Source organism: Pseudomonas siliginis, from assembly GCF_024072275.1.
Classification (GTDB): domain Bacteria; phylum Pseudomonadota; class Gammaproteobacteria; order Pseudomonadales; family Pseudomonadaceae; genus Aquipseudomonas; species Aquipseudomonas siliginis.
Map to the genome: position 1 here is coordinate 5,149,141 of NZ_CP099598.1, position 26,476 is coordinate 5,175,616.

At 61.7% G+C, this 26,476-nt stretch carries 24 protein-coding genes; 9 read left to right on the forward strand and 15 right to left on the reverse strand.

The window, feature by feature from the left end; all coding sequences use genetic code 11:
* Positions 1–8: 8 nt before the first annotated feature.
* Positions 9–1,532 carry an apolipoprotein N-acyltransferase gene (lnt, locus tag NF676_RS23650; RefSeq protein ID WP_122750928.1) on the forward strand — a complete coding sequence of 508 codons (1,524 nt, stop codon included), beginning with the start codon at positions 9–11 and terminating at the stop codon, positions 1,530–1,532.
* 116 nt (positions 1,533–1,648) lie between these two features.
* Here lnt and NF676_RS23655 read toward each other — a convergent pair whose 3' ends face one another.
* Positions 1,649–2,410: a YdcF family protein gene (locus tag NF676_RS23655; protein ID WP_150742306.1), complete on the reverse strand. Its 762-nt coding sequence runs from the start codon at positions 2,408–2,410 to the stop codon at positions 1,649–1,651.
* A 104-nt stretch (positions 2,411–2,514) separates the two neighbouring features.
* Positions 2,515–2,838 carry a hypothetical protein gene (locus NF676_RS23660; protein ID WP_024014441.1) on the reverse strand — a complete coding sequence of 108 codons (324 nt, stop codon included), beginning with the start codon at positions 2,836–2,838 and terminating at the stop codon, positions 2,515–2,517.
* Positions 2,839–3,093: 255 nt separating this feature from the next.
* Here NF676_RS23660 and leuS point away from each other — a divergent pair, with 255 nt between their 5' ends.
* From leuS to NF676_RS23685, 5 genes are all read left to right on the forward strand, one after another.
* Entirely contained in the window at positions 3,094–5,700 is a 2,607-nt protein-coding gene (gene leuS / locus NF676_RS23665; protein WP_041477728.1) for a leucine--tRNA ligase, read from the forward strand.
* 88 nt (positions 5,701–5,788) lie between these two features.
* On the forward strand, positions 5,789–6,394 hold the full coding sequence (locus NF676_RS23670; RefSeq protein WP_252868342.1) for an LPS-assembly lipoprotein LptE: 606 nt from the start codon (positions 5,789–5,791) through the stop codon (positions 6,392–6,394).
* 39 nt (positions 6,395–6,433) lie between these two features.
* Positions 6,434–7,471 carry a DNA polymerase III subunit delta gene (gene holA / locus NF676_RS23675; RefSeq protein ID WP_041477726.1) on the forward strand — a complete coding sequence of 346 codons (1,038 nt, stop codon included), beginning with the start codon at positions 6,434–6,436 and terminating at the stop codon, positions 7,469–7,471.
* 182 nt (positions 7,472–7,653) lie between these two features.
* A complete protein-coding gene (gene arfA, locus NF676_RS23680) occupies positions 7,654–7,818 on the forward strand; it encodes an alternative ribosome rescue factor ArfA (RefSeq protein WP_016773035.1) in 165 nt (54 codons plus the stop codon).
* A gap of 61 nt (positions 7,819–7,879) precedes the next feature.
* The gene (locus NF676_RS23685) at positions 7,880–9,202 is read left to right on the forward strand and encodes a lytic murein transglycosylase (protein ID WP_252886847.1); all 1,323 of its coding nucleotides are present in this window, start codon (positions 7,880–7,882) and stop codon (positions 9,200–9,202) included.
* Between the two features lie 100 nt (positions 9,203–9,302).
* Here NF676_RS23685 and NF676_RS23690 read toward each other — a convergent pair whose 3' ends face one another.
* The 13 genes from NF676_RS23690 to NF676_RS23750 form a co-directional block, all read right to left on the reverse strand.
* The gene (locus NF676_RS23690; RefSeq protein ID WP_252886848.1) at positions 9,303–10,268 is read right to left on the reverse strand and encodes a S66 peptidase family protein; all 966 of its coding nucleotides are present in this window, start codon (positions 10,266–10,268) and stop codon (positions 9,303–9,305) included.
* 132 nt (positions 10,269–10,400) lie between these two features.
* A complete protein-coding gene (lipA, locus tag NF676_RS23695) occupies positions 10,401–11,399 on the reverse strand; it encodes a lipoyl synthase (protein WP_160768663.1) in 999 nt (332 codons plus the stop codon).
* A gap of 25 nt (positions 11,400–11,424) precedes the next feature.
* The gene (gene lipB / locus NF676_RS23700) at positions 11,425–12,072 is read right to left on the reverse strand and encodes a lipoyl(octanoyl) transferase LipB (protein ID WP_095181901.1); all 648 of its coding nucleotides are present in this window, start codon (positions 12,070–12,072) and stop codon (positions 11,425–11,427) included.
* Positions 12,072–12,347: a DUF493 domain-containing protein gene (locus tag NF676_RS23705; protein ID WP_252886849.1), complete on the reverse strand. Its 276-nt coding sequence runs from the start codon at positions 12,345–12,347 to the stop codon at positions 12,072–12,074. The genes lipB and NF676_RS23705 overlap by 1 nt, the downstream gene beginning before the upstream one ends.
* Before the next feature lie 86 nt (positions 12,348–12,433).
* On the reverse strand, positions 12,434–13,591 hold the full coding sequence (locus NF676_RS23710; protein WP_016773028.1) for a D-alanyl-D-alanine carboxypeptidase family protein: 1,158 nt from the start codon (positions 13,589–13,591) through the stop codon (positions 12,434–12,436).
* A 187-nt stretch (positions 13,592–13,778) separates the two neighbouring features.
* Positions 13,779–14,789, reverse strand: coding sequence for a septal ring lytic transglycosylase RlpA family protein (locus NF676_RS23715; protein WP_016773027.1), 1,011 nt, complete (start codon positions 14,787–14,789; stop codon positions 13,779–13,781).
* Entirely contained in the window at positions 14,789–15,799 is a 1,011-nt protein-coding gene (gene mltB, locus NF676_RS23720) for a lytic murein transglycosylase B (protein WP_041477722.1), read from the reverse strand. The genes NF676_RS23715 and mltB overlap by 1 nt, the downstream gene beginning before the upstream one ends.
* 17 nt (positions 15,800–15,816) lie before the next feature.
* Positions 15,817–16,920, reverse strand: a complete 1,104-nt coding sequence (gene rodA, locus NF676_RS23725; protein WP_050977864.1) for a rod shape-determining protein RodA — start codon at positions 16,918–16,920, stop codon at positions 15,817–15,819.
* Positions 16,921–16,951: 31 nt separating this feature from the next.
* Complete coding sequence (gene mrdA / locus NF676_RS23730; protein WP_041477721.1) at positions 16,952–18,847, reverse strand: penicillin-binding protein 2; 1,896 nt, start codon at positions 18,845–18,847, stop codon at positions 16,952–16,954.
* A 10-nt stretch (positions 18,848–18,857) separates the two neighbouring features.
* Entirely contained in the window at positions 18,858–19,325 is a 468-nt protein-coding gene (gene rlmH / locus NF676_RS23735; RefSeq protein WP_095181903.1) for a 23S rRNA (pseudouridine(1915)-N(3))-methyltransferase RlmH, read from the reverse strand.
* 9 nt (positions 19,326–19,334) lie between these two features.
* Complete coding sequence (rsfS, locus tag NF676_RS23740; protein ID WP_016773024.1) at positions 19,335–19,829, reverse strand: ribosome silencing factor; 495 nt, start codon at positions 19,827–19,829, stop codon at positions 19,335–19,337.
* A gap of 72 nt (positions 19,830–19,901) precedes the next feature.
* A complete protein-coding gene (gene nadD, locus NF676_RS23745) occupies positions 19,902–20,624 on the reverse strand; it encodes a nicotinate-nucleotide adenylyltransferase (RefSeq protein ID WP_024014451.1) in 723 nt (240 codons plus the stop codon).
* Positions 20,593–21,864 carry a glutamate-5-semialdehyde dehydrogenase gene (locus NF676_RS23750; RefSeq protein WP_252884883.1) on the reverse strand — a complete coding sequence of 424 codons (1,272 nt, stop codon included), beginning with the start codon at positions 21,862–21,864 and terminating at the stop codon, positions 20,593–20,595. Before NF676_RS23750 ends, nadD begins: the two co-directional genes overlap by 32 nt.
* Positions 21,865–22,041: 177 nt before the next feature.
* Here NF676_RS23750 and NF676_RS23755 point away from each other — a divergent pair, with 177 nt between their 5' ends.
* The 3 genes from NF676_RS23755 (at position 22,042) to NF676_RS23765 (ending at position 26,454) form a co-directional block, all read left to right on the forward strand.
* Complete coding sequence (locus tag NF676_RS23755; protein WP_041477719.1) at positions 22,042–22,737, forward strand: DNA-3-methyladenine glycosylase; 696 nt, start codon at positions 22,042–22,044, stop codon at positions 22,735–22,737.
* Positions 22,738–22,863: 126 nt separating this feature from the next.
* Entirely contained in the window at positions 22,864–24,180 is a 1,317-nt protein-coding gene (locus NF676_RS23760; protein WP_041477718.1) for a bifunctional DedA family/phosphatase PAP2 family protein, read from the forward strand.
* A gap of 321 nt (positions 24,181–24,501) precedes the next feature.
* A complete protein-coding gene (locus NF676_RS23765) occupies positions 24,502–26,454 on the forward strand; it encodes a hypothetical protein (RefSeq protein WP_252886850.1) in 1,953 nt (650 codons plus the stop codon).
* Positions 26,455–26,476: the final 22 nt, after the last annotated feature.

The window sequence follows — 26,476 nt, forward strand, 5'->3', positions numbered from 1 at the left end:
GGACTGAAATGCGCTGGACAACCCGCCCCGGCTGGCCCGGTAACCTGCTGGCCGTGGCGGCCGGTGCAATTACCACCTTCGCTCTCGCACCATTCGACATCTGGCCGTTGGCATTGCTGGCGGTTGGTCTGTTCTATGCCGGTTTGCGTGAGCTGAGCCCGCGTCAGGCGCTGGGCCGTGGCTGGTGCTTCGGCTTCGGCCTGTTCGGTGCCGGCACCAGTTGGATCTATTACAGCATTCATCATTTCGGCGGCGCTTCGGTGTTGCTCGCCGGGTTCCTGATGCTGCTGTTCACCGCGGCGATTGCCTGGTTCTTCGCCCTGCCCGCGTGGCTGTGGGCGCGCTGGTTGCGGCGTAACGAAGCACCGCTGGCGGATGCCTTGGCCTTTGCAGCGCTGTGGGTCGGCCAGGAAGCGTTTCGTGGCTGGTTCCTTACCGGTTTCCCGTGGCTGTATTCCGGTTATAGCCAGCTCGACGGCCCGCTGGCCGGGCTCGCGCCGGTGGGCGGCATGTGGCTGGTGTCGTTTGTCCTGGCACTTACCGCAGCGCTGATCTACAACGCGTCGCGCTTGTTGCAGGCGCGCCGCAAGGGTTTCATCGCGGCCGGTGTGGTACTTCTGGCGGGGCCTTGGGTGGCGGGCATTGCCCTCAAGGGCCACGCGTGGACCAGCCCGTCCGGCGCACCGCTGACGGTCGCCGCGATTCAGGGCAATGTCGCGCAAAGCATGAAATGGGACCCGGCCGAACTCAACGCGCAACTGGCGCTGTACCGTGATCTGAGCTTCCGCTCCAAACCGGTCGATCTGCTGATCTGGCCGGAAACCGCCGTGCCGGTGTTGAAGGAGTCCGCCGAGGGCTACCTGACGATGATGGGCAACTTCGCCGCCGAGCGTAAATCAGCGTTGATCACCGGCGTGCCGATCCGCCAGACCGTGCATCACGAGCGGCGCTTCTTCAACGGCATCACCGTGGTCGGCGAAGGCGACGGCACTTACCTGAAGCAGAAACTGGTGCCGTTCGGCGAGTACGTGCCGTTGCAGGACGTGTTGCGCGGCTTGATCGCGTTCTTCGACCTGCCGATGTCGGACTTCGCTCGCGGCCCGTCGGATCAAGCGCTCTTGCAAGCCAAGGGTTACCAGATTGCACCGTTCATCTGCTACGAGGTGGTCTATCCGGAATTCGCCGCCGGGCTGTCGGCACGCAGCGACCTGCTGCTGACGATCAGCAACGACACCTGGTTCGGCACGTCGATCGGCCCGCTGCAGCATTTACAGATGGCGCAGATGCGCGCGCTGGAGGCCGGACGCTGGATGATCCGCGCGACCAACAATGGCGTCACCGGCCTGATCAACCCGTTCGGGCAGATCACCGAACAGATTCCGCAGTTCGAACAAGGCGTGCTGTACGGCGAAGTGGTACCGATGCACGATCTGACGCCGTATCTGCAATGGCGCTCGTGGCCGTTGATCGCGTTGTGCCTGCTGCTGTTTGGCTGGGCGCTGATGGCCAGCCGGATGTCGAAGACCCTCTGAGAAATGTGACAAGGGGATCTATCCCCGCTGGAGTGCGCAGCAGTCCCCTCTTCTGAAGGTAAGAGAAGGGCCGCTACGCGCCCCATCGGGGATAAATCCCCTCGCCACAATGATCTTCAGCGGTAAAACAACGAATACCCCACCTGCCCCACCGCTTCATTGAGCAATTGCCCGCTCTGCCAGATCGACTTGAATTCCGGCAACCAGCCGCCAAACGGCCGGGCGTTATCGGTACCGAGGAAACCCACTGGCGCCGGCACCACCTCGAAACCCGCCTGCTCAAAGCTCCACACCGCGCGCGGCATGTGCCACGCCTGCGTCACCACGACGACCCGCTTGATCCCCTGCGGCAAGAGGATATCTGCCGTCATCTTCGCGTTCTCCCATGTGGTACGACTCTCGCCTTCCTGCCAGCGCACCGTCACGGCGAAATCATCACGCAACGAATCTGCCATCAACTTCGCTTCGGTCGGGGGCGTGCCGTAGTGCAGGCCACCGCTGGTCAGAATCGGCAGGCCCGAGGCCTTGGCCAGGCGCGCCGCGTAACGCTGCCGCTCCAGTCCGATGCCGGTCGGCTGGTCTTCGCCCCAGGCGATGTCACCGCGCTCGCGTCCCGAGCCCAGCACCACAATCGCATCGGCACGTTGCGCCAGGGTCGTCCACTCTGACCGCGCCAGCGGCGGCTCACGCTCCAGCGCCTTGGCGCTCCACTGCACGACCACCGGCAGGCTCATCAGCAGCAGGCCACCAAAACCGACGGCAAAACACACGCCAGCCAGGCGTGGCCGCGAGCGGCGCAGCCACCAGGCGACCAGCAACAGCAGCAAAAGAATGCCGGGCGGCAATAAAAGTTGTTTGATGAAATAGCGAAAGGGCATCGGGCATCTCCAAAGATGCCCGAAGCCTAAGAGTGTTGATTACGAGTTACAACCAGTAGGCCGGATCCGGTTGCAAAAGATCCGTTTCATGACCTGCCATGCGCTTACTTGGCCTGTACAGAGCGCACCTTGCCGGTGTCTCTGCGCGGCGCCTTGTCCTTGAGCCAGATGACCTTGGCCGAATGTGCTGCATCGAGCTGCTTCACTGCTTGAGACAGGCATCCCTGCGTTTCACGTTCACTGCGATCCAGATAGGCCTTGACCAGTTTGAACTCGGCGGGGCTCAAGCCACGCAATTCCAGTTCCAGGGGGCGCTCGTCGCGCAGCCGGTCAGCGGTTTTCACGGCGTCCAGCGCCATGCCCAGACGATCGATCAACCTTTCGTACAACTCGGGTTTCGTTACGTTCTTTTTCCGTTGCTCCACCATCCCTCACCTCATTGAAGATAAGACTCACTCCCCAATTAGAGCTTAGCTTCGCTGCACGAACCGGCTACACGCCGCGACCAACGGCCCTCGTCGTCCAAAAGGTCGGGCAAACAGCTGTAATCAGGGTTTCCCTCGGCCAAGCGCGGTCATGTATGCTACGGCGCTTCCTGTCATTCCACTTCCAGCGCACCCGGGCCATCCCGGATGCTGCCGTCGAAGAGGATTAGGCCACCCCTATCCAGTACAAAAGTAGCCATGCACGAACAATATCAGCCACGTGAGATCGAAGCCGCCGCCCAGTCGTTCTGGGATGAGCAAAAGTCCTTTGAAGTCAGTGAACAGCCAGGCAAGGAAACCTACTACTGCCTGTCGATGTTCCCTTACCCCAGCGGCAAGCTGCACATGGGCCACGTGCGCAACTACACCATTGGCGATGTGATCTCGCGCTACCAGCGCATGCAGGGCAAGAATGTTCTGCAGCCAATGGGTTGGGATGCGTTCGGCATGCCGGCGGAAAACGCCGCAATGAAAAACAACGTAGCGCCCGCCAAGTGGACCTACGAGAACATCGCCTACATGAAGTCGCAGCTGCGCAGCCTCGGCCTCGCGGTGGACTGGTCCCGTGAAGTGACCACCTGCAAGCCGGACTACTACCGCTGGGAACAATGGCTGTTCACGCGCCTGTTCGAAAAAGGCGTGATCTACCGCAAGAACGGCACCGTGAACTGGGACCCGGTCGACCAGACCGTTCTGGCCAACGAGCAAGTCATCGACGGCCGTGGCTGGCGCTCCGGGGCGCTGATCGAAAAGCGCGAAATCCCGATGTACTACTTCAAGATCACCGCTTACGCCGACGAGCTGCTGGAAAGTCTCGACGAACTGACTGGCTGGCCTGAACAGGTCAAGACCATGCAGCGCAACTGGATCGGCAAGTCCCGTGGCATGGAAGTGCAGTTCCCGTACAACGTCGATTCGATCGGCGAAGCCGGCACCCTGAAAGTCTTCACCACCCGTCCGGACACCCTGATGGGCGCGACCTACGTCGCCGTCGCTGCCGAGCACCCGCTGGCCACCCTGGCCGCGCAGAACAATCCCGAGCTGCAAGCGTTCATCGCTGAATGCAAGGGCGGCAGCGTTGCCGAAGCAGACGTCGCCACCCAGGAAAAGAAAGGCCTGCCGACCGGCCTGTTCGTCGAGCACCCGCTGACCGGCGAAAAGCTCCCGGTATGGGTCGCCAACTACGTGCTGATGCACTACGGCGACGGCGCGGTCATGGCGGTTCCGGCGCACGACGAGCGCGATTTCGAATTCGCTCACAAATACAACCTGCCGGTGAAATCGGTGGTGCGCACCAGCTCCGGTGACACCAACCCGGCGCCGTGGCAGGACGCCTATGGCGAGCACGGCACGCTGATCAACTCCGGCGAGTTCGACGGCCTGGACTTCGCCGGCGCGTTCGACGCCATGGAAGTGGCCCTGATCAAGAAACAACTGGGCGCCTCGCGCACCCAGTTCCGCCTGCGCGACTGGGGCATCAGCCGCCAGCGATACTGGGGCTGCCCGATCCCGATCATCCATTGCGCCGCGTGCGGCGACGTGCCGGTGCCGGAAGATCAACTGCCTGTCGTTCTGCCGGAAGACGTGGTGCCGGACGGCGCCGGTTCGCCGCTGGCGCGCATGCCCGAGTTCTACGAATGCAGCTGCCCGAAATGCGGCGCGCCGGCCAAGCGCGAAACCGACACGATGGATACCTTCGTCGAGTCGTCGTGGTACTACGCCCGCTACGCCTCGCCGCACTTTGAAGGTGGCCTGGTGGAGAAATCCGCAGCCGATCACTGGCTGCCGGTGGATCAGTACATCGGTGGTATCGAACACGCCATTCTCCACCTGCTTTACGCGCGCTTCTTCCACAAGCTGATGCGTGACGAAGGTCTGGTCAGCTCCAACGAGCCGTTCAAGAACCTGCTGACCCAAGGCATGGTGATCGCCGAGACTTACTATCGTCGCGAAGCCAATGGCGCCTACACCTGGTTCAACCCGGCGGACGTGGAACTGGAGCGTGACAGCAAAGCCAAGGTGATCAGCGCCAAGCTGAAATCCGACGGCCTGCCGGTGGAAATCGGCGGTACCGAGAAGATGGCCAAGTCGAAGAACAACGGCGTCGACCCGCAGTCGATGATCGACCAGTTCGGTGCCGACACCTGCCGTCTGTTCATGATGTTCGCTTCGCCGCCTGACATGAGCGCGGAATGGTCCGATTCCGGCGTTGAAGGTTCGCACCGCTTCCTCAAGCGCGTCTGGCGTCTGGCGCAAGCCCACGTCACCCAGGGTTTGCCGGGCAAACTGGATATCGCCGCGCTGAGCGACGAGCAGAAAACCGTGCGTCGTGCGATTCACCTGGCGATCAAGCAGGCCAGCCATGACGTCGGCCAGAACCACAAATTCAACACCGCCATTGCTCAGGTGATGACGCTGATGAACGTGCTGGAAAAAGCCGCCCAAGGCACCGAACAGGACCGCGCGCTGCTGCACGAAGGCCTGGAAGCGGTGACCCTGCTGCTGGCGCCGATCACTCCGCACATCAGCCATGAACTGTGGAAGCAGTTGGGTCACGCCGATGCGGTGATCGATGCAGGCTGGCCGGCCGTGGACGAAAGTGCCTTGGTGCAGGACAACCTGACCCTGGTCATTCAGGTCAACGGCAAGCTGCGCGGGCAGATCGAAATGCCGGCCAGTGCCACTCGCGAAGAGATCGAAGCCGCCGCGCGCATCAACGAGAACGTGCTGCGTTTCGTCGATGGCCTGACCATTCGCAAAGTGATCGTGGTGCCGGGCAAACTGGTCAACATCGTCGCCAGCTAAATTGGATCGGGTGCCGGGCTCGCCTGGCACCCAGTAAAACCTTTCGGGCCGCAGAGTCGGCTCACCTGGTTTCAAGGGGAGCAACACAATGATCAAACGCAATCTGCTGGTGATGGGCCTCGCCGTTCTGCTGAGCGCCTGCGGTTTCCAGTTGCGTGGTACCGGCACCAACGAACTGTCGATCAAGGAAATCGACCTGAGCGCGCGTAACGCTTATGGCGAAACCGTAAGACAGCTGCGTCAGACGCTGGAGTCCAGCGGCGTCAAGGTTTACAGCGGCGCGCCGTACAAGCTGTATCTGGCTGACGAGCAGGAAAGCCAGCGCATCCTCAGCTATGCCGGTGCCGGGCGCACAGGCGAGTATCAGGTCAACACTGTGCTGAGCTATGACATCCGCGGCGAGAAAGACCTGTCGCTGATCAGCGACAAGCTCGAAGTGCAGAAGGTGTTCATTCACGACGGCAACAACCTCGTCGGCTCCGATCAGGAAGCCAACGACGCCCGTCATGAAATCCGTCGCGAGCTGGTGCAACGCATGATGCTGCGCCTGTCGCAGCTGACCCCGGGCCAGTTGCAGCAACTGCAGCAAACCGCCAACGACCGCGCCAAGGCTGAAGCCGATGCGCTGGAAGCGGCGCAGAAGGCTGAGGCGGAAACTCCGCGTCAGTCGCCGCTCGAAATCCCGCAGCAGTAAGACGGCCGGGGCGCTCAGGCGCCCCGCTCGCCCTTCCTTATGAAGCTCGCTCCCGCGCAACTCGGCAAACACCTGCAAGGCGCACTTGCGCCGGTCTACATCATCAGCGGCGATGATCCGTTGCTGTGTCAGGAAGCCGCCGACGCCATCCGCACCGCTGCTCGCCAGCAAGGTTTCGACGAACGTCAGGTCTTCGCCGCCGACGCCAATTTCGATTGGGGTACGTTGCTGCAGGCCGGCGCAAGCATGTCGCTGTTCGCCGAAAAACGCCTGTTGGAACTGCGCCTGCCGTCCGGTAAGCCTGGCGATAAAGGCGCCGCCGCGCTGATCGAATACTGCTCGCGTCCTGCGGAAGACACGGTTCTGCTGATCAGCTTGCCGAAGCTCGATGGCAGCGCGCAGAAAACCAAGTGGGGCAAGGCGCTGGTCGAAGGCCAACAGACCCAGTTTGTGCAGATCTGGCCGGTGGATGCCAATCAACTGCCGAGCTGGATTCGTCAGCGCCTGTCCCAGGCAGGTCTGTCGGCCAGTCAGGACGCCGTCGAATTGATTGCCGCGCGTGTCGAAGGCAACCTGCTCGCCGCCGCACAGGAAATCGAAAAGCTCAAGTTGATGGCCGAAGGTGGGCAGATCACCGTCGAAACCGTGCAGGCCGCCGTGGCCGACAGTGCCCGGTTTGACGTGTTCGGCCTGACCGACGCGGTACTCAACGGCGAACCGGCGCACGCGTTGCGCATGCTTGAAGGCCTGCGCGGTGAAGGCGTCGAACCGCCGGTGATCCTCTGGGCATTGGCGCGGGAGTTGCGCCTGCTGGCCAACATCTCCCTGCAATACAGCCAGGGCACGCCACTGGACAAATGCTTCAGCCAGTCGAAACCGCCGGTCTGGGACAAGCGCAAGCCGCTGATGAGCAAGGCGCTGCAACGTTACTCGGCGCAACGCTGGGCACAGTTGCTGCTCGAAGCGCAGCGCATCGATGCGCAGATCAAGGGCCAGGCGGCGGGTTCACCGTGGATGAGCCTGAGTCGGTTGGCGCTGTTGATGGCTGGCCAGCGATTGTCTTTGCCTGCCGAATAAGGCAGTCGACCGCGTAGCGTCCATTCGCGAGCAGGCTCGCTCCCACAGCTGACCGCGTACCAATGTGGGAGCGAGCCTGCTCGCGAAAGCGCCAGAATATTCCTACGCATTAGCTACTGGACAGATGCGCCACATCGGCAGATTATTCCCGGCGCAAAACCCACCACGCCGAGAGAACCCTCATGAGCAAAAAGCCAGCAAAGCATGGCCCCAACAAGGCCAAATCCATCGTCGCCCAGCCCTTGTTCCGCAGCCGCCAGGAACGACCAGCCAAGGGCAAAGGCAGCTACCGCCGCGAAGCCTTCCGGTCTGACAACCGGGAGGCTTTTTACTTTCTGGCTGCCTGAAGCGCACTACCCCTCGCTCATGTTAAGGTCTGCACCTGATTCGTTTCCCCTGGAACTGTGCATGCCCACAAGTCTTTCCCGTCGTTGGCCCGTGCGCCAATTGATCGCTGCCTCCAGCTTCATCCTGCTTGTCGCCTGCGCGGAAAAACCCACCGCCGCCGATGCACAACCGCTTCAAGCCGCCCCGGTCACCACGGCCCCAGCGATCATTCCGCCGGTAGTGCCGTCCGCCGACCCGCTCGATATTCAACCGACCCAGACCTTTGCCGAATGGCAGGCGGGTTTCCGCAAGGACGCCCTCGCCGCCGGGATTCGCCCCGAGCTGTTCGATCAGGCATTTGCCAATATCAGCTTCGATGCCAGCGTGATTCGCGCCGACCGCAGTCAGCCGGAGTTTTCTCGGCCGGTGTGGGAATACCTCGACGGCGCACTGTCACCGCTGCGCGTACGCAAGGGCCAGGCGTTGATCAACCAGTACGCCGACATTCTGCAAAGCATCGAGCAGCGCTATGGCGTTGATCGCCAGGCACTGGTGTCGGTGTGGGGCATGGAAAGCAATTTCGGTCAGTTTCAGGGCAGCAAGTCGGTGATCAACTCGTTGGCCACTCTCGCCTACGAGGGGCGTCGTCCGGGCTTTGCTCACGCGCAATTGATTGCCGCGCTGCAGATTCTGCAACAGGGCGATATCACCCCGGAGAAAATGCTCGGCTCCTGGGCCGGCGCGATGGGCCAGACCCAGTTCATTCCGACCACTTACAACACCCACGCCGTGGACTTTGACGGTGACGGTCGCCGCGACATCTGGGGCAGCCCGGCCGATGCGCTGGCCTCGACCGCGCATTACCTGCAAAGCTCGGGCTGGCAACGCGGCCAGCCGTGGGGTTTCGAAGTGCAATTGCCGAGCGGTTTCAACTACACGCTGGCCGATGGCGCGATTCGCAAAAGCGTCGCCGAATGGCGGCAACTGGGCGTGAACCTGCCCAATGGCGCGCAGGTGCCAGCCGGTTCCGAACAACTGTCCGCCGCCCTGCTGCTGCCGGCCGGTTATCGCGGCCCGGCGTTCCTGATCCTCGACAACTTCCGGGCGATCCTCAAGTACAACAATTCGTCGTCGTATGCGCTGGCGGTGAGCCTGTTGTCCGAGCGCTTTGAAGGCGCGGGCCTGATCAATGGCGACTGGCCGAAAGATGATCTGCCGCTGAGCCGCACCGAGCGCATCGAACTGCAGACGCTATTGAGCGCGCGTAATTATGACGCCGGCACGGCGGACGGGATTATCGGCGCCAATACGCGCAAGGCCATTCGCAGTGCCCAGCAGGCGCTGGGCTGGCCGGCGGATGGTTATCCGACGCACAAGTTGCTTGAGAGCCTGCGCGCCCAATAGAAAGACTGCCGTATGGCGGGTATCGCTTTCGCGAGCAGGCTCGCTCCCACAGTTGACCGTATTCCAATGTGGGAGCGAGCCTGCTCGCGAATACTGACTGTCAGGCAATAACCGTTTCAGCCTTGATTACCACATCCTGCTCCAGCAGCAACTCCTGCTTCCCTGCATCCAGGCGCACCAGCGCGCCCAACGGCAGTGTCAGGTTCGGGTCGCAATGGCCACTGCGCCAACCCGACAGCACCGGAATTCGCAACGGCTCAAAGGTTTGCTTGAGCAGGCGATTCAGCGCGTTGACCTCCACTCCGGCGATATCACCGACCAGCACACCGCGCAGTCTGGCCAGCTTGCCGGCCAGACGCATCTGGGTCAGCAACCGATCAATCCGATACAGCGGCTCGTTGATGTCTTCGATAAACAGAATCAGCCCTTCGACATCAATCTCGTAGGGCGTGCCGAGGGTTGCAGCAATCATCGCCAGATTGCCGCCAAGCAGCCGCCCGTGAGCGATGCCCGGTTCGACGGTTGATAATGGATAAGCCGCCGGATGGCTCAGCACACTCCCTGACTTCATTTGCCCGCGCAGCATGGCGAAGAATGAGGTGACGGTAGGCGGTTCCTTGTCGCCCAGCAGGTCGGCATTGAGCAGCGGCCCGTGAAAGGTCACAAATCCGGCGTAGCGACTGATGGCCAGGTGCAGCGCGGTGATATCGCTGTAGCCGATAAAGGGTTTGGCGTGCCGGCTGAGCAGGTCGTAATCGATTCGGTCCAGCAGGCGCGGCGTGCCGTAGCCGCCGCGCAGGCAAATGATCGCGTCGACTTCAGGATCAGCGAATGCCGCGTGCAGATCGCGCAGGCGTACGTCGTCACTGCCCGCCAGATAGCCGTCCTTCTCATAGACACCGGGAAACACCTTCAGCCCATAGCCGCGCGCGCGCATCCATTGCAGCGCTTTTTCAGTGTCGAGGGCGCCGGGGCCGGCAGGCGCGATGACGCCGATCGTCCCTTCGGAGGGCAGCGCCGGTACGGCTCGGTGGGCAACGAGGGTGTGGCTCGGTCGAACGGTCATCCTTGGGCTCCAGCGGTAAAGTCATGCACACACAGTAGACAGCTCAAGAGGCAAACAAAAGCCCCTTGTCTCAGGCAAAAAAATGCCCGCCGAGGAACCGTCCTCGGCGGGCATTTTTACATCAGCAGTGAATCAGGAACCCAGCAGCTCGGCCTTGACCAGCTTCGCCTGCTCGTCGGCGTGGTACGAGGAACGTACCAGCGGGCCAGACGCAACGTTCTTGAAGCCCATCTTGTAACCTTCTTCGGCGAACCAGGCGAAGGTGTCCGGGTGCACGAAACGCTGCACCGGCAAGTGGCTGCGCGACGGTTGCAGGTATTGACCGAGGGTCAGCATGTCGATGTCGTGTTCGCGCATGCGCTTCATGACTTCGATGACTTCCTCGTCAGTCTCGCCCAGACCCAGCATCAGGCCCGATTTGGTCGGGATATGCGGCATCATCTGCTTGAAGCGTTGCAGCAGGGTCAGCGACCACTGATAGTCCGAACCCGGACGCGCAGCCTTGTACAGGCGCGGCACGGTTTCCAGGTTGTGGTTGAACACATCCGGCGGCTCGGCGGCGGTGATTTCCAGGGCGATGTCCATGCGGCCACGGTAGTCCGGGACCAGGGTCTCGAGCTGCACGTTCGGCGACAATTTGCGGATTTCGCGGATGCAGTCGGCGAAGTGCTGGGCACCGCCATCACGCAGGTCGTCGCGGTCCACCGAAGTGATCACCACGTACTTGAGCTTGAGGTCGGCGATGGCGATGGCCAGGCTTTCCGGCTCGTTGACGTCCAGTGGCTTCGGACGACCGTGGCCAACGTCGCAGAACGGGCAACGACGGGTGCAGATGTCGCCCATGATCATGAAGGTTGCGGTGCCGCCGGAGAAGCATTCGCCGAGGTTCGGGCAGGACGCTTCTTCGCAGACACTGTGCAGCTTGTGCTTGCGCAGCAGGCTCTTGATGCGGTCGACTTCCGGCGAAACCGGGATGCGCACGCGGATCCAGTCGGGTTTCTTCGGCAGTTCGGTAGTCGGGATGATCTTGACCGGGATGCGTGCAACCTTCTCGGCGCCGCGCAGCTTGACGCCGGCTTCAACCTTGGGACGCGGGGCCGGGCGCTCGGTCACGTCGAGCGTCGGGATCATGGTTTGCACTGCATCAGTAGTCATATCAGTCGATTCCGCCCGTAAGGGTCGTCTGCTCAGCATAGTCGAGGTGTTTGACGAGCTGCGCGCGCAGCCGGGCACTTACCTCGGCAAATTCAATCGATCCTGCGTGATCGCTCAGCTGGGTCATGGCCAGCCCGGCGTAGCCGCAGGGATTAATCCGTCGAAACGGTTCCAGGTTCATATCCACGTTCAGGGCCAGGCCATGAAAGGAACAACCGTGGCGAATGCGCAAACCCAGAGAAGCGATTTTCGCTCCATCGACGTACACGCCGGGAGCATCTGGCTTGGCGGCGGCGCTAACGCCGTAGCTGGCCAGCAGTTCGATGAGGCAGGCTTCCATGCGGCTGACCAGATCACGCACGCCGAAACCCAGCTTGCGCACATCCAGTAACAGATAAGCCACCAGTTGCCCGGGGCCATGATAAGTCACTTGGCCGCCACGATCGACCTGCACCACCGGAATATCACCCGGCAGCAATAGATGCTCGGCCTTGCCGGCCTGGCCCTGAGTGAACACCGGCGGGTGTTCGACGAGCCAGATTTCGTCGGCGGCATCGCTGCCGCGTTCGTTGGTAAAGCGCTGCATGGCATGCCAGACCGGCTCGTAAGGCATCTGGCCCAGTTCGCGAAAGCCCAGCGTGCCGTGCATCACAACACCATGTGCACGATGCCGGAAGCCCGCAGTTCGCTGTTGATGTTGTACAGCTGATCCTGATCGGTGGCGACGATGTGCAACTGGATGGTGGTGTATTTGCCGTTGCTGCTTTGACGCTCTTCGATGCGCTCATCATTGATGGTCGCGTGTTTCAGGACGATCGCGATGATCTTGTCCTTGTTGCCAACACCCGTATCGCTGATCACCTTGATCGGATAATCAGTCTGGGGAAATTCGATCTTTGGCGCCTTTACTTCGGTATCGGTCATGGCGTAACGGCCTCTATAGCGCAAGCCGTGGTAACGCACATGGCCCCGCACCGGATCGGGGCGGGGCCATGCAGGTCAACACAAAATCAGTTGAACAAGCCGTAGAAGAATAGACGGATGCTATCCCACATGCGGCGGAAGATACCACCCTCCTCGACGCCGTCCAGAGCGATCAGGTCAGCGCTGTGCACCACCTTGTCTTCCAGTTTGACTTCGACTTTACCGATCACGTCGCCCTTGGCGATTGGCGCAACCAGTTGCGGGTTCATGGTCATGCTGGCAGCGAGCTTCTTCAGCTGGCCTTTTGGCAGAGTCATGGTCAGGTCTTGCGCCAGACCGGCCTTGACCTGGCTGGTGGTGCCTTTCCATACCGGCGCCTGCGCCAGTTCAGTGCCCTTCTGGTAGAAGGTCTGGGTTTCGAAGAAGCGGAAACCATAGGTCAGCAACTTCTGGGTTTCAGCGGCGCGAGCCACTTCGCTGTTGGTACCGAACACCACGGCGATCAGGCGCTGGCCATCACGTACAGCCGAGGACACCATGCAGTAGCCGGCTTCATCGGTGTGGCCGGTTTTCAGACCGTCAACGGTCTTGTCGCGCCACAGCAGCAGGTTGCGGTTAGGCTGCTTGATGCCGTTCCAGAAGAACTCTTTCTGCGAGTAGATCGCATAGTGAGCCGGGTCTTCGTGGATGATCGCACGGGCCAGGATCGCCATGTCGTGCGCCGACGAGTAGTGCTCAGGGTTTGGCAGACCGGTCGGGTTCATGAAGTGGGTATTGGTCATGCCCAGTTCGGTGACGGTCTTGTTCATCAGATCGGCGAACGCGTCTTCGCTGCCGGCGATGTGCTCGGCCAGGGCGACGCTGGCGTCGTTACCGGACTGGATGATGATGCCGTGCAGCAGGTCGCTGACAGTCACCTGCGAACCGACCTTGATGAACATCCGCGAACCGCCGGTGCGCCAGGCGTTTTCGCTGACGGTCACCGGATCGTTTTCACCGATCTGGCCGCGACGGATTTCCAGGGTCGCGATGTAGGCGGTCATCAGCTTGGTCAGGCTGGCCGGTGGCAGACGCTGGTCGCCGTTGTTCTCGACCAGCACGTTGCCGCTGCTGGCGTCCATCAGAACATAGGCCTTGGCGGCCAGTTGTGGTGGCGACGGCATCATCTCGGCCGCGAAGGCGGCTGGCGAGAGGAGCAGCGGGACTAGCAGACACAGGCGTTTGGCAAAGGTGGTGATGTTCATCCGTCTCTCGAAATCGCTAATGGAAACTTGCCCGAAGGCAAAACTTATTCAGACAGCCTTCTAACGGGCCATCGCGTGTTCAGTTGCTCACTCCAGTCACCCTTGCCGGGCTTTTGTTCTTCGACGAGCCAACAACCTGGTTCACCCCCCGAATACCGCAAGTGAACCGTCAATCAAGGTCTACGTGTTACTCGGTGACCACGCTGGGCGAACCCAGATTGGCCAGCCGCACACTGTTCTGCACCTGGGCGATCTCACCCGGCGAGCCGATCGGCCCCAGGCGTACCCGGTGCAGGGTCTGCTGATTGCGCACGATCGAGCTGATGAACACCGGCGCGCTCACCATCCCGCTGAGCTTCGACCTCAGCAGCTCGGCAGCGTCCGGGTTGGCGAACGCGCCCACCTGCAGATACTGGCCAGACGCTGGTGCAGAAGCGTTTTTTTTTGCATCGATCTGCACGGGCACCACGGCCGCGGCGTGTTGCTGCGGCGGCGGCGTCCATTGCTCGACGGTACCGGCCGACGCGGTGATGACCGGGGCGCTATTCTGCGCCACTTGCGGCTCATTGAGCATCAGCGGCGCCGGACGGCCCTTGGCCGCCCACCACTGCTGCGGATCGATGCCTTCGACCTTGACCCGTGCGGTGCCGGTTTCGGCATAGCCGAGCTTCTTCGCCGCAGCATAAGACAAGTCGATGATGCGATCGGAGTAGAACGGCCCACGGTCGTTGACGCGCAGGATCACGGTCTTGTTGTTGTCCAGGTTGGTCACCCGGACGTAACTTGGCAGCGGCAAGGTCTTGTGCGCGGCACTCATGCCGTACAGGTCATACACTTCGCCGTTGGCGGTGTTCTGGCCATGGAACTTGGTGCCGTACCAGGACGCCGTGCCCGAAGCCACGTAGGTCTTGGATTCCTGCAACGGAAAATAGGTCTTGCCCAGCACGGTGTACGGGTTGGCCTTGTACGGGCCGGTGTGCAGGGTCGGTGTCGCATCCGGGATGCGCGAAACATCGACATCCCACCACGGCGCGCCGTCTTTGTGCGCGCGGTTGATGTCCAGGCCCGGTTGGGCGCGGACAGCGGTGGACGGGGTTTTCTGCGTCGGCGTACGGCTGGTCGTGCAACTGGCGACCAGGACTGCCAACGCAGCGAAAGCCACCAGCTTCAGGGGTTTATTGTTAGGCAATGCCTGCATTACTTGACGCCCCGTGCTTGTACCAGCTGTTCAGACAGTTGATGTACGGCCATGGCGTACATCACGCTGCGGTTATAACGCGTGATCGCGTAGAAATTCTGCAGGCCCATCCAGTATTCAGGGCCGTTGTCGCCTTCGAGGCGAAATGCGGTAACCGGCATATCATCGCGCAGCGCATCATGACTTGACCAGCCCAGCGCCCGCAACTCTGCGACCGTCTTCACCGGCTCGATACCAGTAGTCAGGCCTTCATCAACCTGCTCGCCGCGTACATCGGCACGGCTGACCACCGGTTCGCCGGCGACCCAGCCGTGGCGCTTGAAATAACTGGCGACGCTGCCAATGGCATCGTCCGGATTGTTCCAGATATTGATGTGGCCATCACCGTCGAAATCCACCGCGTAGGCGCGAAAGCTGCTCGGCATGAACTGCGGCAGGCCCATGGCCCCGGCGTACGAGCCTTTCAGGGTCAGCGGGTCGACCTGCTCTTCACGGGCCAGCAGCAGGAACTCACGCAGTTCCTTGCGGAAAAATTCGGCACGGGGAGGATAGTCGAAGCCGAGGGTCGACAATGCGTCGATCACCCGGAAATTACCGGTATTACGTCCGAAAAAGGTCTCGACCCCGATGATCGACACGATCACTTGTGCCGGCACGCCGTATTCCTGCTCGGCACGGGCCAGGGTCGCCTCGTGCTGACGCCAGAAGTCGACACCACGGGCGATACGCGCGTCAGTAATGAACATCGGGCGATATTCATTCCACTGCTTGACCCGTTCGGCGGGTCTGGAGATGGCGTCGAGAATCGACTGCTTGCGTTGCGCCTCGCGGAACACACCCATCAGTTGTTCACCGGCGAAACCGTAGTCGCGGGTCATTTCGCCGACGAATTCGGCCACCTGCGGCGAGCCTTCATAGTCGCCGGCCAGCGCTTCCTGCACGCTCCCCAGCAGGCCCACCAGGCCAACCAGCGGCGCGCATCGAGTCGCCCAGCCACGCATTACTTGCATTGCACTCTTCACCTTATTCAAACCTGTGCGATCCACTTGCGATGGGTATGGATCGACATCAAAACCCCAAACGCTGACAGCAGCGTCACCAGCGAAGTTCCTCCGTAGCTAATGAACGGCAACGGCACCCCCACGACCGGTAACAGGCCACTGACCATACCGATGTTGACGAAAACGTAAACAAAAAAAGTCATGGTCAACGCGCCGGCGAGCAATTTGCCGAACAGCGTTTGCGCCTGAGCGGTGATCACCAGCCCGCGACCGATCAACAACAGATAGATCAGCAGCAGCGCGCAAATCCCCACCAGACCGAACTCTTCGCCAAGCACGGCAATGATGAAGTCGGTGTGGCTTTCCGGGAGAAAGTCCAGGTGTGACTGGGTGCCGAGCAGCCAGCCTTTGCCGAATACGCCACCGGAACCGATCGCGGCTTTCGACTGGATGATGTTCCAGCCGGTGCCGAGCGGATCGCTTTCCGGGTCGAGGAAAGTCAGGACACGCTGCTTCTGATAGTCGTGCATGACGAAGAACCACATCGCCACCGACACCGGCACCGCCGCCGCCAATACGCTGAGAATCCAGCGCCAGCGCAGGCCGCCCATGAACAGCACGAAGGCGCCACCGGCGAGAATCAGCAGCGAGGTACCCAGATCCGGCTGGCGCACGATCAGAATGAACGGCACGCCGATCAGCATCAGGCTGATGCCGACGTGCTTGAGCTGCGGCGGCAAGGTGCGTTTGGACAGATACCAGGCGATGGTCGCCGGCATCAGGATCTTCATGAACTCCGAGGGCTGGAAGCGGATCACCCCGGGGATGTTGATCCAGCGCGTGGCGCCCATGGCGTTGTGGCCCATGATGTCGACGACGATCAGCAATATCACGCCGATCACATAACCGAGCGGCACCCAGCGCGCCATGAAACGCGGTTCGAACTGGGCGATGACAATCATCGCCACCAGGCCGATGCCGAACGACGTGGCCTGCTTGCCGAGCAGGTCCCAGCTCTTGCCGCTGGCCGAATACAGCACGAACAGGCTGCCGGCGGCGAGGATCAGCAACAGGATCAACAGCGGGCCATCGATATGCAGTCTTTGCAGCAACGTCGCGCGGCGACGCATCACATCCTCGCTGGAGAGCATGCGATCGAAGTTATTCATCACGGGCCGGGGCCTCCGCAGTGATAGGGCTGGCGTACTCGGCTTTCAGGTGGCCGTCCTGGTCGAGCAACCAGGCGTCCATGACCTGGCGCACCACGGGCGCGGCAACGCCGGAACCGGACTCACCGTTCTCGACCATCACCGACACGACGATTTTCGGGTCATCGGCCGGGGCGAAGCCGACAAACAACGCGTGGTCGCGGTGGCGTTCCTGGACCTTGGAGCGGTCGTATTTCTCGCCCTGCTTGATCGCCACCACCTGCGCGGTACCGGACTTGCCGGCGATGCGGTATTGCGCGCCGATCGCCGCTTTGCGCGCGGTACCACGGGCACCGTGCATCACCTGCTGCATGCCGTGGTTGACCTTGTTCCAGTCGGACGGGTCGCGCAGGATGATGTTCGGCATCGGGTTTTCATCCACCGGCTTGACCCCGTCGAGGGACTTGGCCAGATGCGGACGGTTCCAGATGCCCTTGTTGGCCACCAGCGCCGTGGCCTGGGCCAGTTGCAGCGGCGTCGACTGCATGTAGCCCTGGCCGATCCCGAGAATCAGGGTTTCGCCGGGGAACCACGCCTGTTTGCGCGTCGCCCGTTTCCATTCGCGGGACGGCATCAGGCCCGGGGACTCTTCGAACATGTCCAGCGAGACCTTCTGGCCGATGCCGAACTTGTTCATGTAGGTCGACAGCCGATCGATGCCGAGCTTGTGCGCCAGGTCATAGAAGTAGGTGTCGTTGGAACGCATGATCGCCGTGTCGAGGTCGACGAAGCCGTCACCAGTGCGATTCCAGTTGCGATACTTGTGGTCGTAGTTGGGCAGCATGTAATAGCCCGGGTCGAACACCCGGCTCGAAGCCGTGACTACGCCAGCGTCGAGACCGGCAATTGCCACCGCCGGTTTGATCGTCGAGCCCGGCGGGTACAGACCGCGCAGCACGCGGTTGAACAACGGCCGGTCGATGGAATCGCGCAACTCGGCGTAGGCCTTGAAGCTGATACCGGTGACGAACAGGTTGGGGTCGAAACTCGGCTGACTGACCATCGCCAGCACTTCGCCGGTTTTCGGATCGAGCGCCACCACCGCGCCACGGCGCCCGCCCAGCGCGGCCTCGGCGGCTTCCTGCAACTTGATGTCGAGGCTCAGGACGATGTCCTTGCCGGGAATCGGATCGGTGCGTTTGAGCACGCGCAATACGCGGCCACGGGCGTTGGTCTCGACTTCCTCGTAACCGACCTGACCGTGCAATTCCGGCTCGTAGAAACGCTCGATGCCGGTCTTGCCGATGTGGTGGGTGCCGCTGTAGTTGACCGGATCCAGCGACTTCAGCTCTTTCTCGTTGATCCGCCCCATGTAGCCCACCGAATGCGCAAAATGCGCGCCCTGCGGGTAATGCCGGACCAGTTGCGCGACCACTTCCACCCCGGGCAGGCGGAACTGGTTCACCGCAATGCGGGCGATCTGCTCTTCGGTCAGCTCGAACAGGATCGGCACCGGCTCGAACGGCCGACGGCCCTGACGCATGCGTTTCTCGAAGATCACCCGGTCCTCGGGCGTCAGCTCCAGCACCTCGACGATGACGTCGAGCACCTGTTGCCAGTCGCCGGAGCGCTCGCGGGTCATGCTCAGGCTGAAGCTCGGCCGGTTGTCGGCCACGACCACGCCGTTGCGATCGAAAATCAGCCCGCGCGTCGGCGGAATCGGCTGCACGTGGACGCGGTTGTTTTCCGACAGGGTCGAGTGGTACTCGTACTGGATCACCTGCAGGTAATACAGACGCGCGATCAGCACACAGATCAGCGCCACAATCACGATCGCACCGAACACGACACGGCTGCGCACCAGACGGGCGTCCTTTTCGTGGTCCTTGATGCGGATCGGCTGAGACATGAGGGCAGGCTTACTTGTGGTAAGGGTGGCCGGACAACACGGTCCAGGCACGGTACAACTGTTCGCCGATCAGGATCCGCACCAGCGGGTGCGGCAAGGTCAGCGGCGACAACGACCAGCGCTGGTCAGCGCGGGCACAGACTTCCGGTGCCAGCCCTTCCGGGCCGCCGACCATGAAGTTGACCGTGCGCGAATCCAGGCGCCAGCGATCGAGTTCGACCGCCAGTTGCTCGGTGCTCCACGGCTTGCCGTGAACCTCCAGCGTGACGACCCGCTCGTTGTGCCCGACCTTGGCCAGCATGGCTTCGCCTTCCTGGCGGATGAAACGGGCCACGTCGGCATTCTTGCCACGGGTGTTGAGCGGAATTTCCACCAGTTCCAGCGCCAGCTCGGACGGAAGACGCTTGGCATATTCATGCCAGCCTTCTTCCACCCACTTGGGCATGCGTGAACCGACGGCGATCAGGCGCAGTCGCACAGCAATCCCTTAGAACTGGTCTTTGTTGAGCTTGGTGAAATGCTCGTGGGTGTTTTCCGGGCTGTGGTGCTTGGCATCGGCCGCACGGCTTTGCTCGGCACCGGCCCACAGGCGCTCCAGGTCGTAGAACTGACGCGCCGAGGCAGTCATCATGTGCACGATCACCAGATCGAGGTCGAGCAGTACCCAATCGCTGTCGCCCTTGCCTTCTTCGCCCAGCGGCTTGGCGCCCTGCTTTTTCACTTCCTCGCGGACCTTGTCGAGCATCGCGTTGATCTGGCGATTGGAGGTACCGGTGGCGATGATCATGTAGTCAGTGATGCTCTGCTTGTCGCGCACATCGATGATCTGGATGTCCTGGGCCTTGACGTCTTCCAGCGCGGCGACGGCAATCTTGACCAGTTCGTCGCCCTTGAGCGGCTCGTTGGTGTTGACGGCTTCCGGCAGTGGTGCGCTCTTGAACGTGCCTTTGCGCTTTACTTTCGGTAGATCTTTATCAGTCATATGTAACTCGTTTTGCTCATGTATTCGGCGGCTTGGGGATACGGTGATCCGTATCGGTGAAGCGCGCCTTGTTCAGTTCGACGCACGGTACAGACCGTGCGCATCGATGTAGGCCAGGACCGCGTCGGGCACCAGGAAACGTACCGACTTACCGCTGGCCAGCAGTTGACGGATCTGGGTGGCGGAAACCGCGAGCGGTGTCTGCCAGACGAATGCAATCTGTCCGCTCGGCCCTTTCAGGGCCAGCGGGTCGCTCACCGAACGCGCTGCCAGCAGGTTGCGCAAGGCATCCGGCGGTTCGCTGTCGGCGTCCGGGCGCTGTAGCACCAGGATGTGGCAATGCTGGAGCAACTCTTCCCAGCGGTGCCAAGTGGGCAGGCCGCAAAATGCGTCCCAGCCCAAAAGCAGAAAAACCTGGGTCTCGGCGGGCATCTCTGCGCGCAGCGACTCCAGGGTATCGATGGTCCAGGACGGTTTGTCCCGCTGCAATTCGCGGGCGTCCACCACCAGCGGCGGCAATCCGGCCACCGCGCACTCGACCATCGCCAGCCGGTCCTGCGCCGACACCTGGGGTGTACCGCGATGTGGCGGCCGCGCGTTCGGCATCAGGCGCAACTCATCCAGCGCCAGCGCTTCGACAACTTCCAGCGCGCCACGCAAATGACCGATGTGCACCGGGTCGAACGTACCGCCCAGCACGCCAATGCGTTGCGGGCGCGACTCGCTGCCGGTGTGCGGCGCTGTCAGGTCGAGGTCGGTCAAGTCAGACCGTCGCCTGGCCGCGCAACTGGCCATCGCCGACCACGATGTACTTCTCGCAGGTCAGCCCCTCGAGCCCGACCGGGCCGCGGGCGTGCAGCTTATCAGTAGAAATGCCGATCTCGGCACCCAATCCGTATTCAAATCCATCGGCAAAGCAGGTCGGCGTGTTGATCATCACCGAGGCCGAGTCGACTTCCGCCACGAACCGGCGGGTGTCAGCGAGGTTTTCGCTGACGATCGAGTCGGTGTGATGGGAGCCGTAATGGTTGATGTGTTCGATCGCCTGCTCCAGACCGTCGACCACGCGGATCGACAGAATCGGCGCCAGGTACTCGGTGTGCCAGTCGTCTTCGCTGGCCGCGACCGCTTCGATGATCGCCCGGGTGCGCTCGCAACCGCGCAGCTCGACGCCTTTTTCGCGGAACTGCGTAGCCATCGAAGGCAGGAAATCCCTGGCAACGGCCTGATCGACCAGCAGGGTTTCCATCGCGCCGCAGATGCCATAACGGTAGGTCTTGGCGTTGAAGGCGATGCTTTGGGCTTTGGCCAGATCGGCGTGTTCGCTGACATAAACGTGGCAGATGCCGTCCAGGTGCTTGATCACCGGTACGCGAGCATCGCGGCTGATGCGTTCGATCAGGCCACGGCCACCACGGGGCACGATGACGTCGACGTATTCCGGCATGCTGATCAGCGCGCCTACGGCGGCACGGTCGGTGGTTTCCACCACTTGCACCACGGCGGCGGGCAGTTCGGCCTCGGCCAGACCGCGCTGAATGCACGCGGCAATCGCGCGATTGGAATGAATTGCCTCGGAGCCACCGCGCAGGATGGTCGCGTTGCCGGACTTCAGGCAGAGGCTGGCGGCATCGATGGTCACGTTCGGGCGGGATTCGTAGATGATCCCGATCACGCCCAGCGGTACGCGCATCTTGCCGACCTGAATACCCGACGGACGGAAGCTCATGTCGCGAATCGCGCCGACCGGATCCGCCAGTGCAGCGACCTGGCGCAAGCCGACGATCATGCCGTCGATGCGTGCCGGGGTCAGTTCCAGACGCTCCAGCAGCGCCGGCTCCAGACCGTTGGCGCGACCGGCAGCCAGATCCAGCTCATTGGCGGCGGCCAGCTCGGCGCGCGCAGCGTCCAGAGCATTGGCGGCAGCCTGCAAGGCGCGGTTTTTCTGCGCGGTGCTGGCGCGACCGATGACCCGGGAGGCAGCGCGGGCGGCGCGACCCAATCGGGTCATGTAGTCAAGAACGGACTCAGTCATGGTCTGCTGGGGTCTTGGCAAAGAGGAAAGCGGCAGATTATAGCTGCCGCGTCCCGGGACTAACAGCGGTGACGGGCGGATGGTCGAAATGAGCTGCGTTTGGCCGGCGTTCAGACGTAATTAAGCTCAGCGTTGTTATCATCACGACCTCTTGAGCCTGGATAAACCTTGCCCATCATGACCAACGTGCCCCTTTGCCCCGAGTCCGCGCGCCTGCCCGTGGGCCTGCCGGACAGTTTTTTCGACCGCGACGCCCAGGTGCTGGCGCAGGCGCTGCTCGGCAAAGTCATCCGCCATCGCGTCGGCGATCTGTGGCTGAGTGCGCGAATCATCGAAACCGAAGCCTATTACTGCGCGGAAAAAGGCAGCCACGCCTCGCTCGGCTATACAGAAAAGCGTAAGGCTTTGTTTCTGGATGGCGGCCACATCTATATGTACTACGCACGCGGCGGTGATTCGCTGAACTTCAGTGCGCAGGGGCCGGGCAATGCGGTGCTGATCAAATCCGCCTATCCGTGGGTCGATGAAGTGAGCGGTCCGGCGAGTCTGGCGCAGATGCTGCTGAACAATCCCGATGCCCAGGGCCGACCGCGTCCGACGCAGAAGCTCTGCGCCGGACAGACCCTGCTGTGCAAGGCGCTGGGTTTGAAAGTGCCGATGTGGGACGCCAAGCGTTTCGATCATGAACTGTTGCTGGTCGAGGACCCGGGACCGCCACCCGCGCAGATCATTCAAACCACCCGGTTGGGCATTCCGCTGGGCCGTGATGAACACTTGATGTATCGCTTCGTTGACGCTGCGTATGCGCAATGGTGCACGCGGAACCCGCTGCGACGGGGTCAGGTCGAAGGCCGGGATTATTTCCTTCTGTAAACGCTTACCCCTGTAGGAGCTGCCGCAGGCTGCGATCTTTTGATTCTGCTTTAAAGAAACAAGATCAAAAGATCGCAGCCTGCGGCAGCTCCTACCGGAATCATCAATAGTCTGGAGTTTTTCTGTATGGGCCCATGGCTCGATAGCATCACCGGATGGCTCGGCGCCAATCCGCAGTGGTTGGCCGCAGCGGTGTTCATCGTCGCGTGCGTGGAATGTCTGGCGATCGCCGGGCTGATCGTGCCGGGCACGGTGCTGTTGTTCGGCGTGGCGGTACTGGCCGGCAGTGGCGCGCTGTCATTGAGCGAAACGCTGCTGCTGGGCTTTCTTGGCGGCATCCTCGGCGACTTGATCTCGTACTTCCTGGGGCGGCATTTCCATCAGAACATCCGCCGCCTGCCGGGCCTGCGCCATCACCCGGAATGGATGGCCGGCGCCGAGTCGTACTTCCAGCGCTATGGCATCGCCAGCTTGCTGGTCGGGCGTTTCATCGGCCCGCTACGACCAATGCTGCCGATGGTCGCCGGGATGTGCGACATGCCCTTCCCGCGTTTTTTCGCCGTCAGCCTGCTGGCCGCTGCTGGCTGGAGCCTGGCTTATCTGTTGCCGGGCTGGGCCACGGGCGCGGCGTTCCGCCTGCCATTGCCTGAAGGTTTCTGGCTGGAGGCCGGGATCGTGGCTGCCAGCATCGCGGTAATGGTCGGCCTGAGCGTCAACAGCAGCGTGCGCCGCCATCGTCGCGCGACGATCTGGATCGGCGGCATGAGCCTGCTGATCCTGATCGGTCTGTTCATCGGCTATCCATACCTCACCGCGCTCGACAACGGCGTGATGACCCTGGTGCAGGAGCACCGCCAGCCAGCGCTGGACGAAATCGCCGTGACGCTGACCCTGATCGGCGAATTCCGCAACATGCTGCTGTTCAGTGCCCTGCTCGTCATTCTGCTGGTGCTGTGCAAGCAGTGGCGCCAGGCAATGTTCGCGGGCGCCACCATGTTGGTCACCGCAATGGCCAATACCGGAACCAAGTATTTTTTCGCCCGGGTGCGCCCGGAAGTGCTCAGCGATCCATTGACCACCTACAGCATGCCCAGCGGCCACGCTTCTGGCGCGTTCGCTCTGTTCCTGACGCTGGGCGTGCTGGCCGGGCGCGGTCAGCCGCCGCGCATGCGCCTGACCTGGCTGCTGATTGCCTGCATCCCGGCACTCTCTATCGCCCTGTCGCGGGTGTATCTGGGCGCGCACTGGCCAACCGACATATTGGCCGGGGCGATGCTCGCCAGTTGTGTGTGTGCTGCGATGCTGTGGTTGAGCCAACGTCAGGCGTCCCTTAATGCAATGCCGTTCAAGATCTGGTGGCTGATCCTGCCATCGATGGTTGCTCTGTTCGGCTTCTTCGTACTGCGCCACTTGCCACATACATTGTTGCGTTACGCCTACTAAAACAGACAACTCACAAGCCGGATTTTTTATACGCCGCTCTTTTGGAATATTCCGACAAGAGCGGCGTTGATTACCTACGCAAACTTCCTCTCCCCCGGTTAACTTTCCTGGTTATAAAACCGACATTTCCGCATTCCCAATTGACGCCAAACTAGCGTTACATAGTCCAGCCGGAACACGGTGGCGAAGTATTTCGCGCAACAGAAAATCCGTGAGTTCATTCCGCCCGGCTTGAGCACTTGCCAACAATCAATATTTATCCGGACCCGGCATTGAAGTTCTGCCGAGGCATTTATCAATTCATTCTTTGTCGAGTTATTCATGAGTCCAAAGATACCCCGCAAGACGCCTGTTACAACGCCGCATCAAACTGATCCGCACGCACCGGCACCACATCGCCCCTTGATCGATGCCAGCGCCGTTGAAATATCGAGAAGGACCGGTGGTCACGACCAGACGCTGCCCACAACAACTTCCGGCAGCCCCCTCGCCGATGCAAACCCGAGACTTCCGGCGATCGAAATCTTTCAGTTACCGACACACGGCGCTTATCGTTCGGAACATTCCACTTCAATAAACGATTACTGGTTGTCAGAGGCTTTTCTGCGTGGGATGAAGCCCGCTGACCCCGATGGATTTCGCTGGGTCGTTGGCAGAAAGTTCGTCGACGTCGAATATCAGGGCGCTTTGCAAACCACTCACGTCGGCGTGGATGAAACCGGCGCATGGCGCAGCAAGTTGCTGACCGAGCGCGTGCCCTCCGGGCCGCCTCTGTATAAAAACGCAGACAGCCCCACCTGGCGCCTGACCGAACAACCCGCGCCGAAGCGAGCGCGGCTCGCCCCCGCGACAACGCCCATCAATCAAAGCCGTTACAGTCCATCGGGGCGTTCGCCGGATGCTCAGGGTTACTACGAAATGCATCCGCTTTTTGCAGCGCGCACAGACCCCCCCCTGTTCGCCTTCAGGGATTCATTTGGCAATTTCATTCCGGTAGATCCTCCGTCGGGGGGATTCGCGGCGTCGCCGACCCACCTCAAACAGTGGACCGATCATGAGATCTGGCAGCTATATGGCTTGCAGGGCCAGGACATCGCGCGCTTTCGTGTCGAAGCTCAGGCCAGCGGCATGCCGCCACAGTGGGCACATCCCACAACCACCGGAAATCCGCTGACCGATCTGCTGCGCGACTCACTGCGCTGGCTGCATCCGCAGATGAGCCGTGCAGAGCGCGAAGCCTTTCTGCAATCGTTCAATCTGCTGCCCAGGCAGTTGACCCGCTTGCAGCAGGAGATGAGCAACCATCTGGCGATTCCAGCCTGGGCACTGGCGCACAAGCGCCTGTTGAATGACATCACCCACCCGCAACGCTTTGAGCAATTGGCCAAGGATGCGGTCGAGCAGCTCAACCTCAAGCACAATGCCCGCCACGACTGGTACGACGCCGAACAAGGCCTGACCCCCGAGGTCCGCGAGGCGCTGTTGAAACAGCTCGGTTACCTGCGCAACAAACACAATTGCCTGTATCGCACGGACATCCCGGCACTGTTTCGCGGTGACGAGCGCACGCCGTTCGAGCTGGCGAATGACGGCACCATGCTGCCCCGCTACCACCACGAACCCGGCGCCACCACGCACAAGCCGATCAGCGCGACGTTCAGTCTCGAGCAGGGCCAGATGTATGCCAGCGCCCCCGATCCCGCATACCTGCGCTTCAACAGCCAGACCCACAAATATCCGGGGCGCGACGCGGGTGACAGCAGCTCAGACAGCGGCGCAAGCGACGCCGATGATTCAAGCAGTTCCTCATCCGACTGGTCTGATCCTGAGAGTCCCGTCGCCTGGGATCACGAGCGGGGTTATCGGTCCTCGCGCACGCGGCAGACAGAAATGTTCATGTACGCCCTCGACACGCGCAATCTGGAAGTCGTCCCGCACGAAGAGAACATGGCGTTCAATTCCGCTGCGCGTGAGAACCCGCCGACCTGGTTTCCCTCCGACGATTTCGAGGGGCTGATTTCGGTCACCCGCAGCGGAGTTCCAGCCGAGCGTATCTGGTTACTGAACACAGACCTGAGCAAAGGCGCCAGGGTCGCAGACATCAAAGAACAGGCCGGCGCGGACGCTGAGCGCATTGAGGCGGCGACCCATGCCGGGCACGCCAACAAATTCCAATACGACCGACTGATCGACAAAGCGGAAGCGGCAGGACTGCCAATCCTCAAGCTGTCGGGCAATAAAAACGAGTTTGCATACGACATCGCCTGGCCCTGAACCGGGCACGCCATACAACGCC

Excerpts from the sequence above, each read along its gene's own strand:
- rodA (WP_050977864.1), bottom strand. The coding sequence starts at position 16,920 with ATGCGTCGCCGCGCGACGTTGCTGCAAAGACTGCATATCGATGGCCCG.
- NF676_RS23750 (WP_252884883.1), bottom strand. The coding sequence starts at position 21,864 with ATGACTGAGTCCGTTCTTGACTACATGACCCGATTGGGTCGCGCCGCC.
- lipB (WP_095181901.1), bottom strand. The coding sequence starts at position 12,072 with ATGCACGGCACGCTGGGCTTTCGCGAACTGGGCCAGATGCCTTACGAG.
- NF676_RS23690 (WP_252886848.1), bottom strand. The coding sequence starts at position 10,268 with ATGACCGTTCGACCGAGCCACACCCTCGTTGCCCACCGAGCCGTACCG.
- lnt (WP_122750928.1), top strand. The coding sequence starts at position 9 with ATGCGCTGGACAACCCGCCCCGGCTGGCCCGGTAACCTGCTGGCCGTG.
- NF676_RS23655 (WP_150742306.1), bottom strand. The coding sequence starts at position 2,410 with ATGCCCTTTCGCTATTTCATCAAACAACTTTTATTGCCGCCCGGCATT.
- NF676_RS23670 (WP_252868342.1), top strand. The coding sequence starts at position 5,789 with ATGATCAAACGCAATCTGCTGGTGATGGGCCTCGCCGTTCTGCTGAGC.
- lipA (WP_160768663.1), bottom strand. The coding sequence starts at position 11,399 with ATGATCCCGACGCTCGACGTGACCGAGCGCCCGGCCCCGCGTCCCAAG.
- NF676_RS23660 (WP_024014441.1), bottom strand. The coding sequence starts at position 2,838 with ATGGTGGAGCAACGGAAAAAGAACGTAACGAAACCCGAGTTGTACGAA.
- holA (WP_041477726.1), top strand. The coding sequence starts at position 6,434 with ATGAAGCTCGCTCCCGCGCAACTCGGCAAACACCTGCAAGGCGCACTT.
- NF676_RS23760 (WP_041477718.1), top strand. The coding sequence starts at position 22,864 with ATGGGCCCATGGCTCGATAGCATCACCGGATGGCTCGGCGCCAATCCG.
- mltB (WP_041477722.1), bottom strand. The coding sequence starts at position 15,799 with ATGCAAGTAATGCGTGGCTGGGCGACTCGATGCGCGCCGCTGGTTGGC.
- leuS (WP_041477728.1), top strand. The coding sequence starts at position 3,094 with ATGCACGAACAATATCAGCCACGTGAGATCGAAGCCGCCGCCCAGTCG.
- NF676_RS23765 (WP_252886850.1), top strand. The coding sequence starts at position 24,502 with ATGAGTCCAAAGATACCCCGCAAGACGCCTGTTACAACGCCGCATCAA.
- NF676_RS23685 (WP_252886847.1), top strand. The coding sequence starts at position 7,880 with ATGCCCACAAGTCTTTCCCGTCGTTGGCCCGTGCGCCAATTGATCGCT.
- mrdA (WP_041477721.1), bottom strand. The coding sequence starts at position 18,847 with ATGTCTCAGCCGATCCGCATCAAGGACCACGAAAAGGACGCCCGTCTG.
- NF676_RS23710 (WP_016773028.1), bottom strand. The coding sequence starts at position 13,591 with ATGAACATCACCACCTTTGCCAAACGCCTGTGTCTGCTAGTCCCGCTG.
- NF676_RS23755 (WP_041477719.1), top strand. The coding sequence starts at position 22,042 with ATGACCAACGTGCCCCTTTGCCCCGAGTCCGCGCGCCTGCCCGTGGGC.
- NF676_RS23705 (WP_252886849.1), bottom strand. The coding sequence starts at position 12,347 with ATGACCGATACCGAAGTAAAGGCGCCAAAGATCGAATTTCCCCAGACT.
- arfA (WP_016773035.1), top strand. The coding sequence starts at position 7,654 with ATGAGCAAAAAGCCAGCAAAGCATGGCCCCAACAAGGCCAAATCCATC.
- nadD (WP_024014451.1), bottom strand. The coding sequence starts at position 20,624 with ATGGCCAGTTGCGCGGCCAGGCGACGGTCTGACTTGACCGACCTCGAC.
- NF676_RS23715 (WP_016773027.1), bottom strand. The coding sequence starts at position 14,789 with ATGCAGGCATTGCCTAACAATAAACCCCTGAAGCTGGTGGCTTTCGCT.
- rsfS (WP_016773024.1), bottom strand. The coding sequence starts at position 19,829 with ATGACTGATAAAGATCTACCGAAAGTAAAGCGCAAAGGCACGTTCAAG.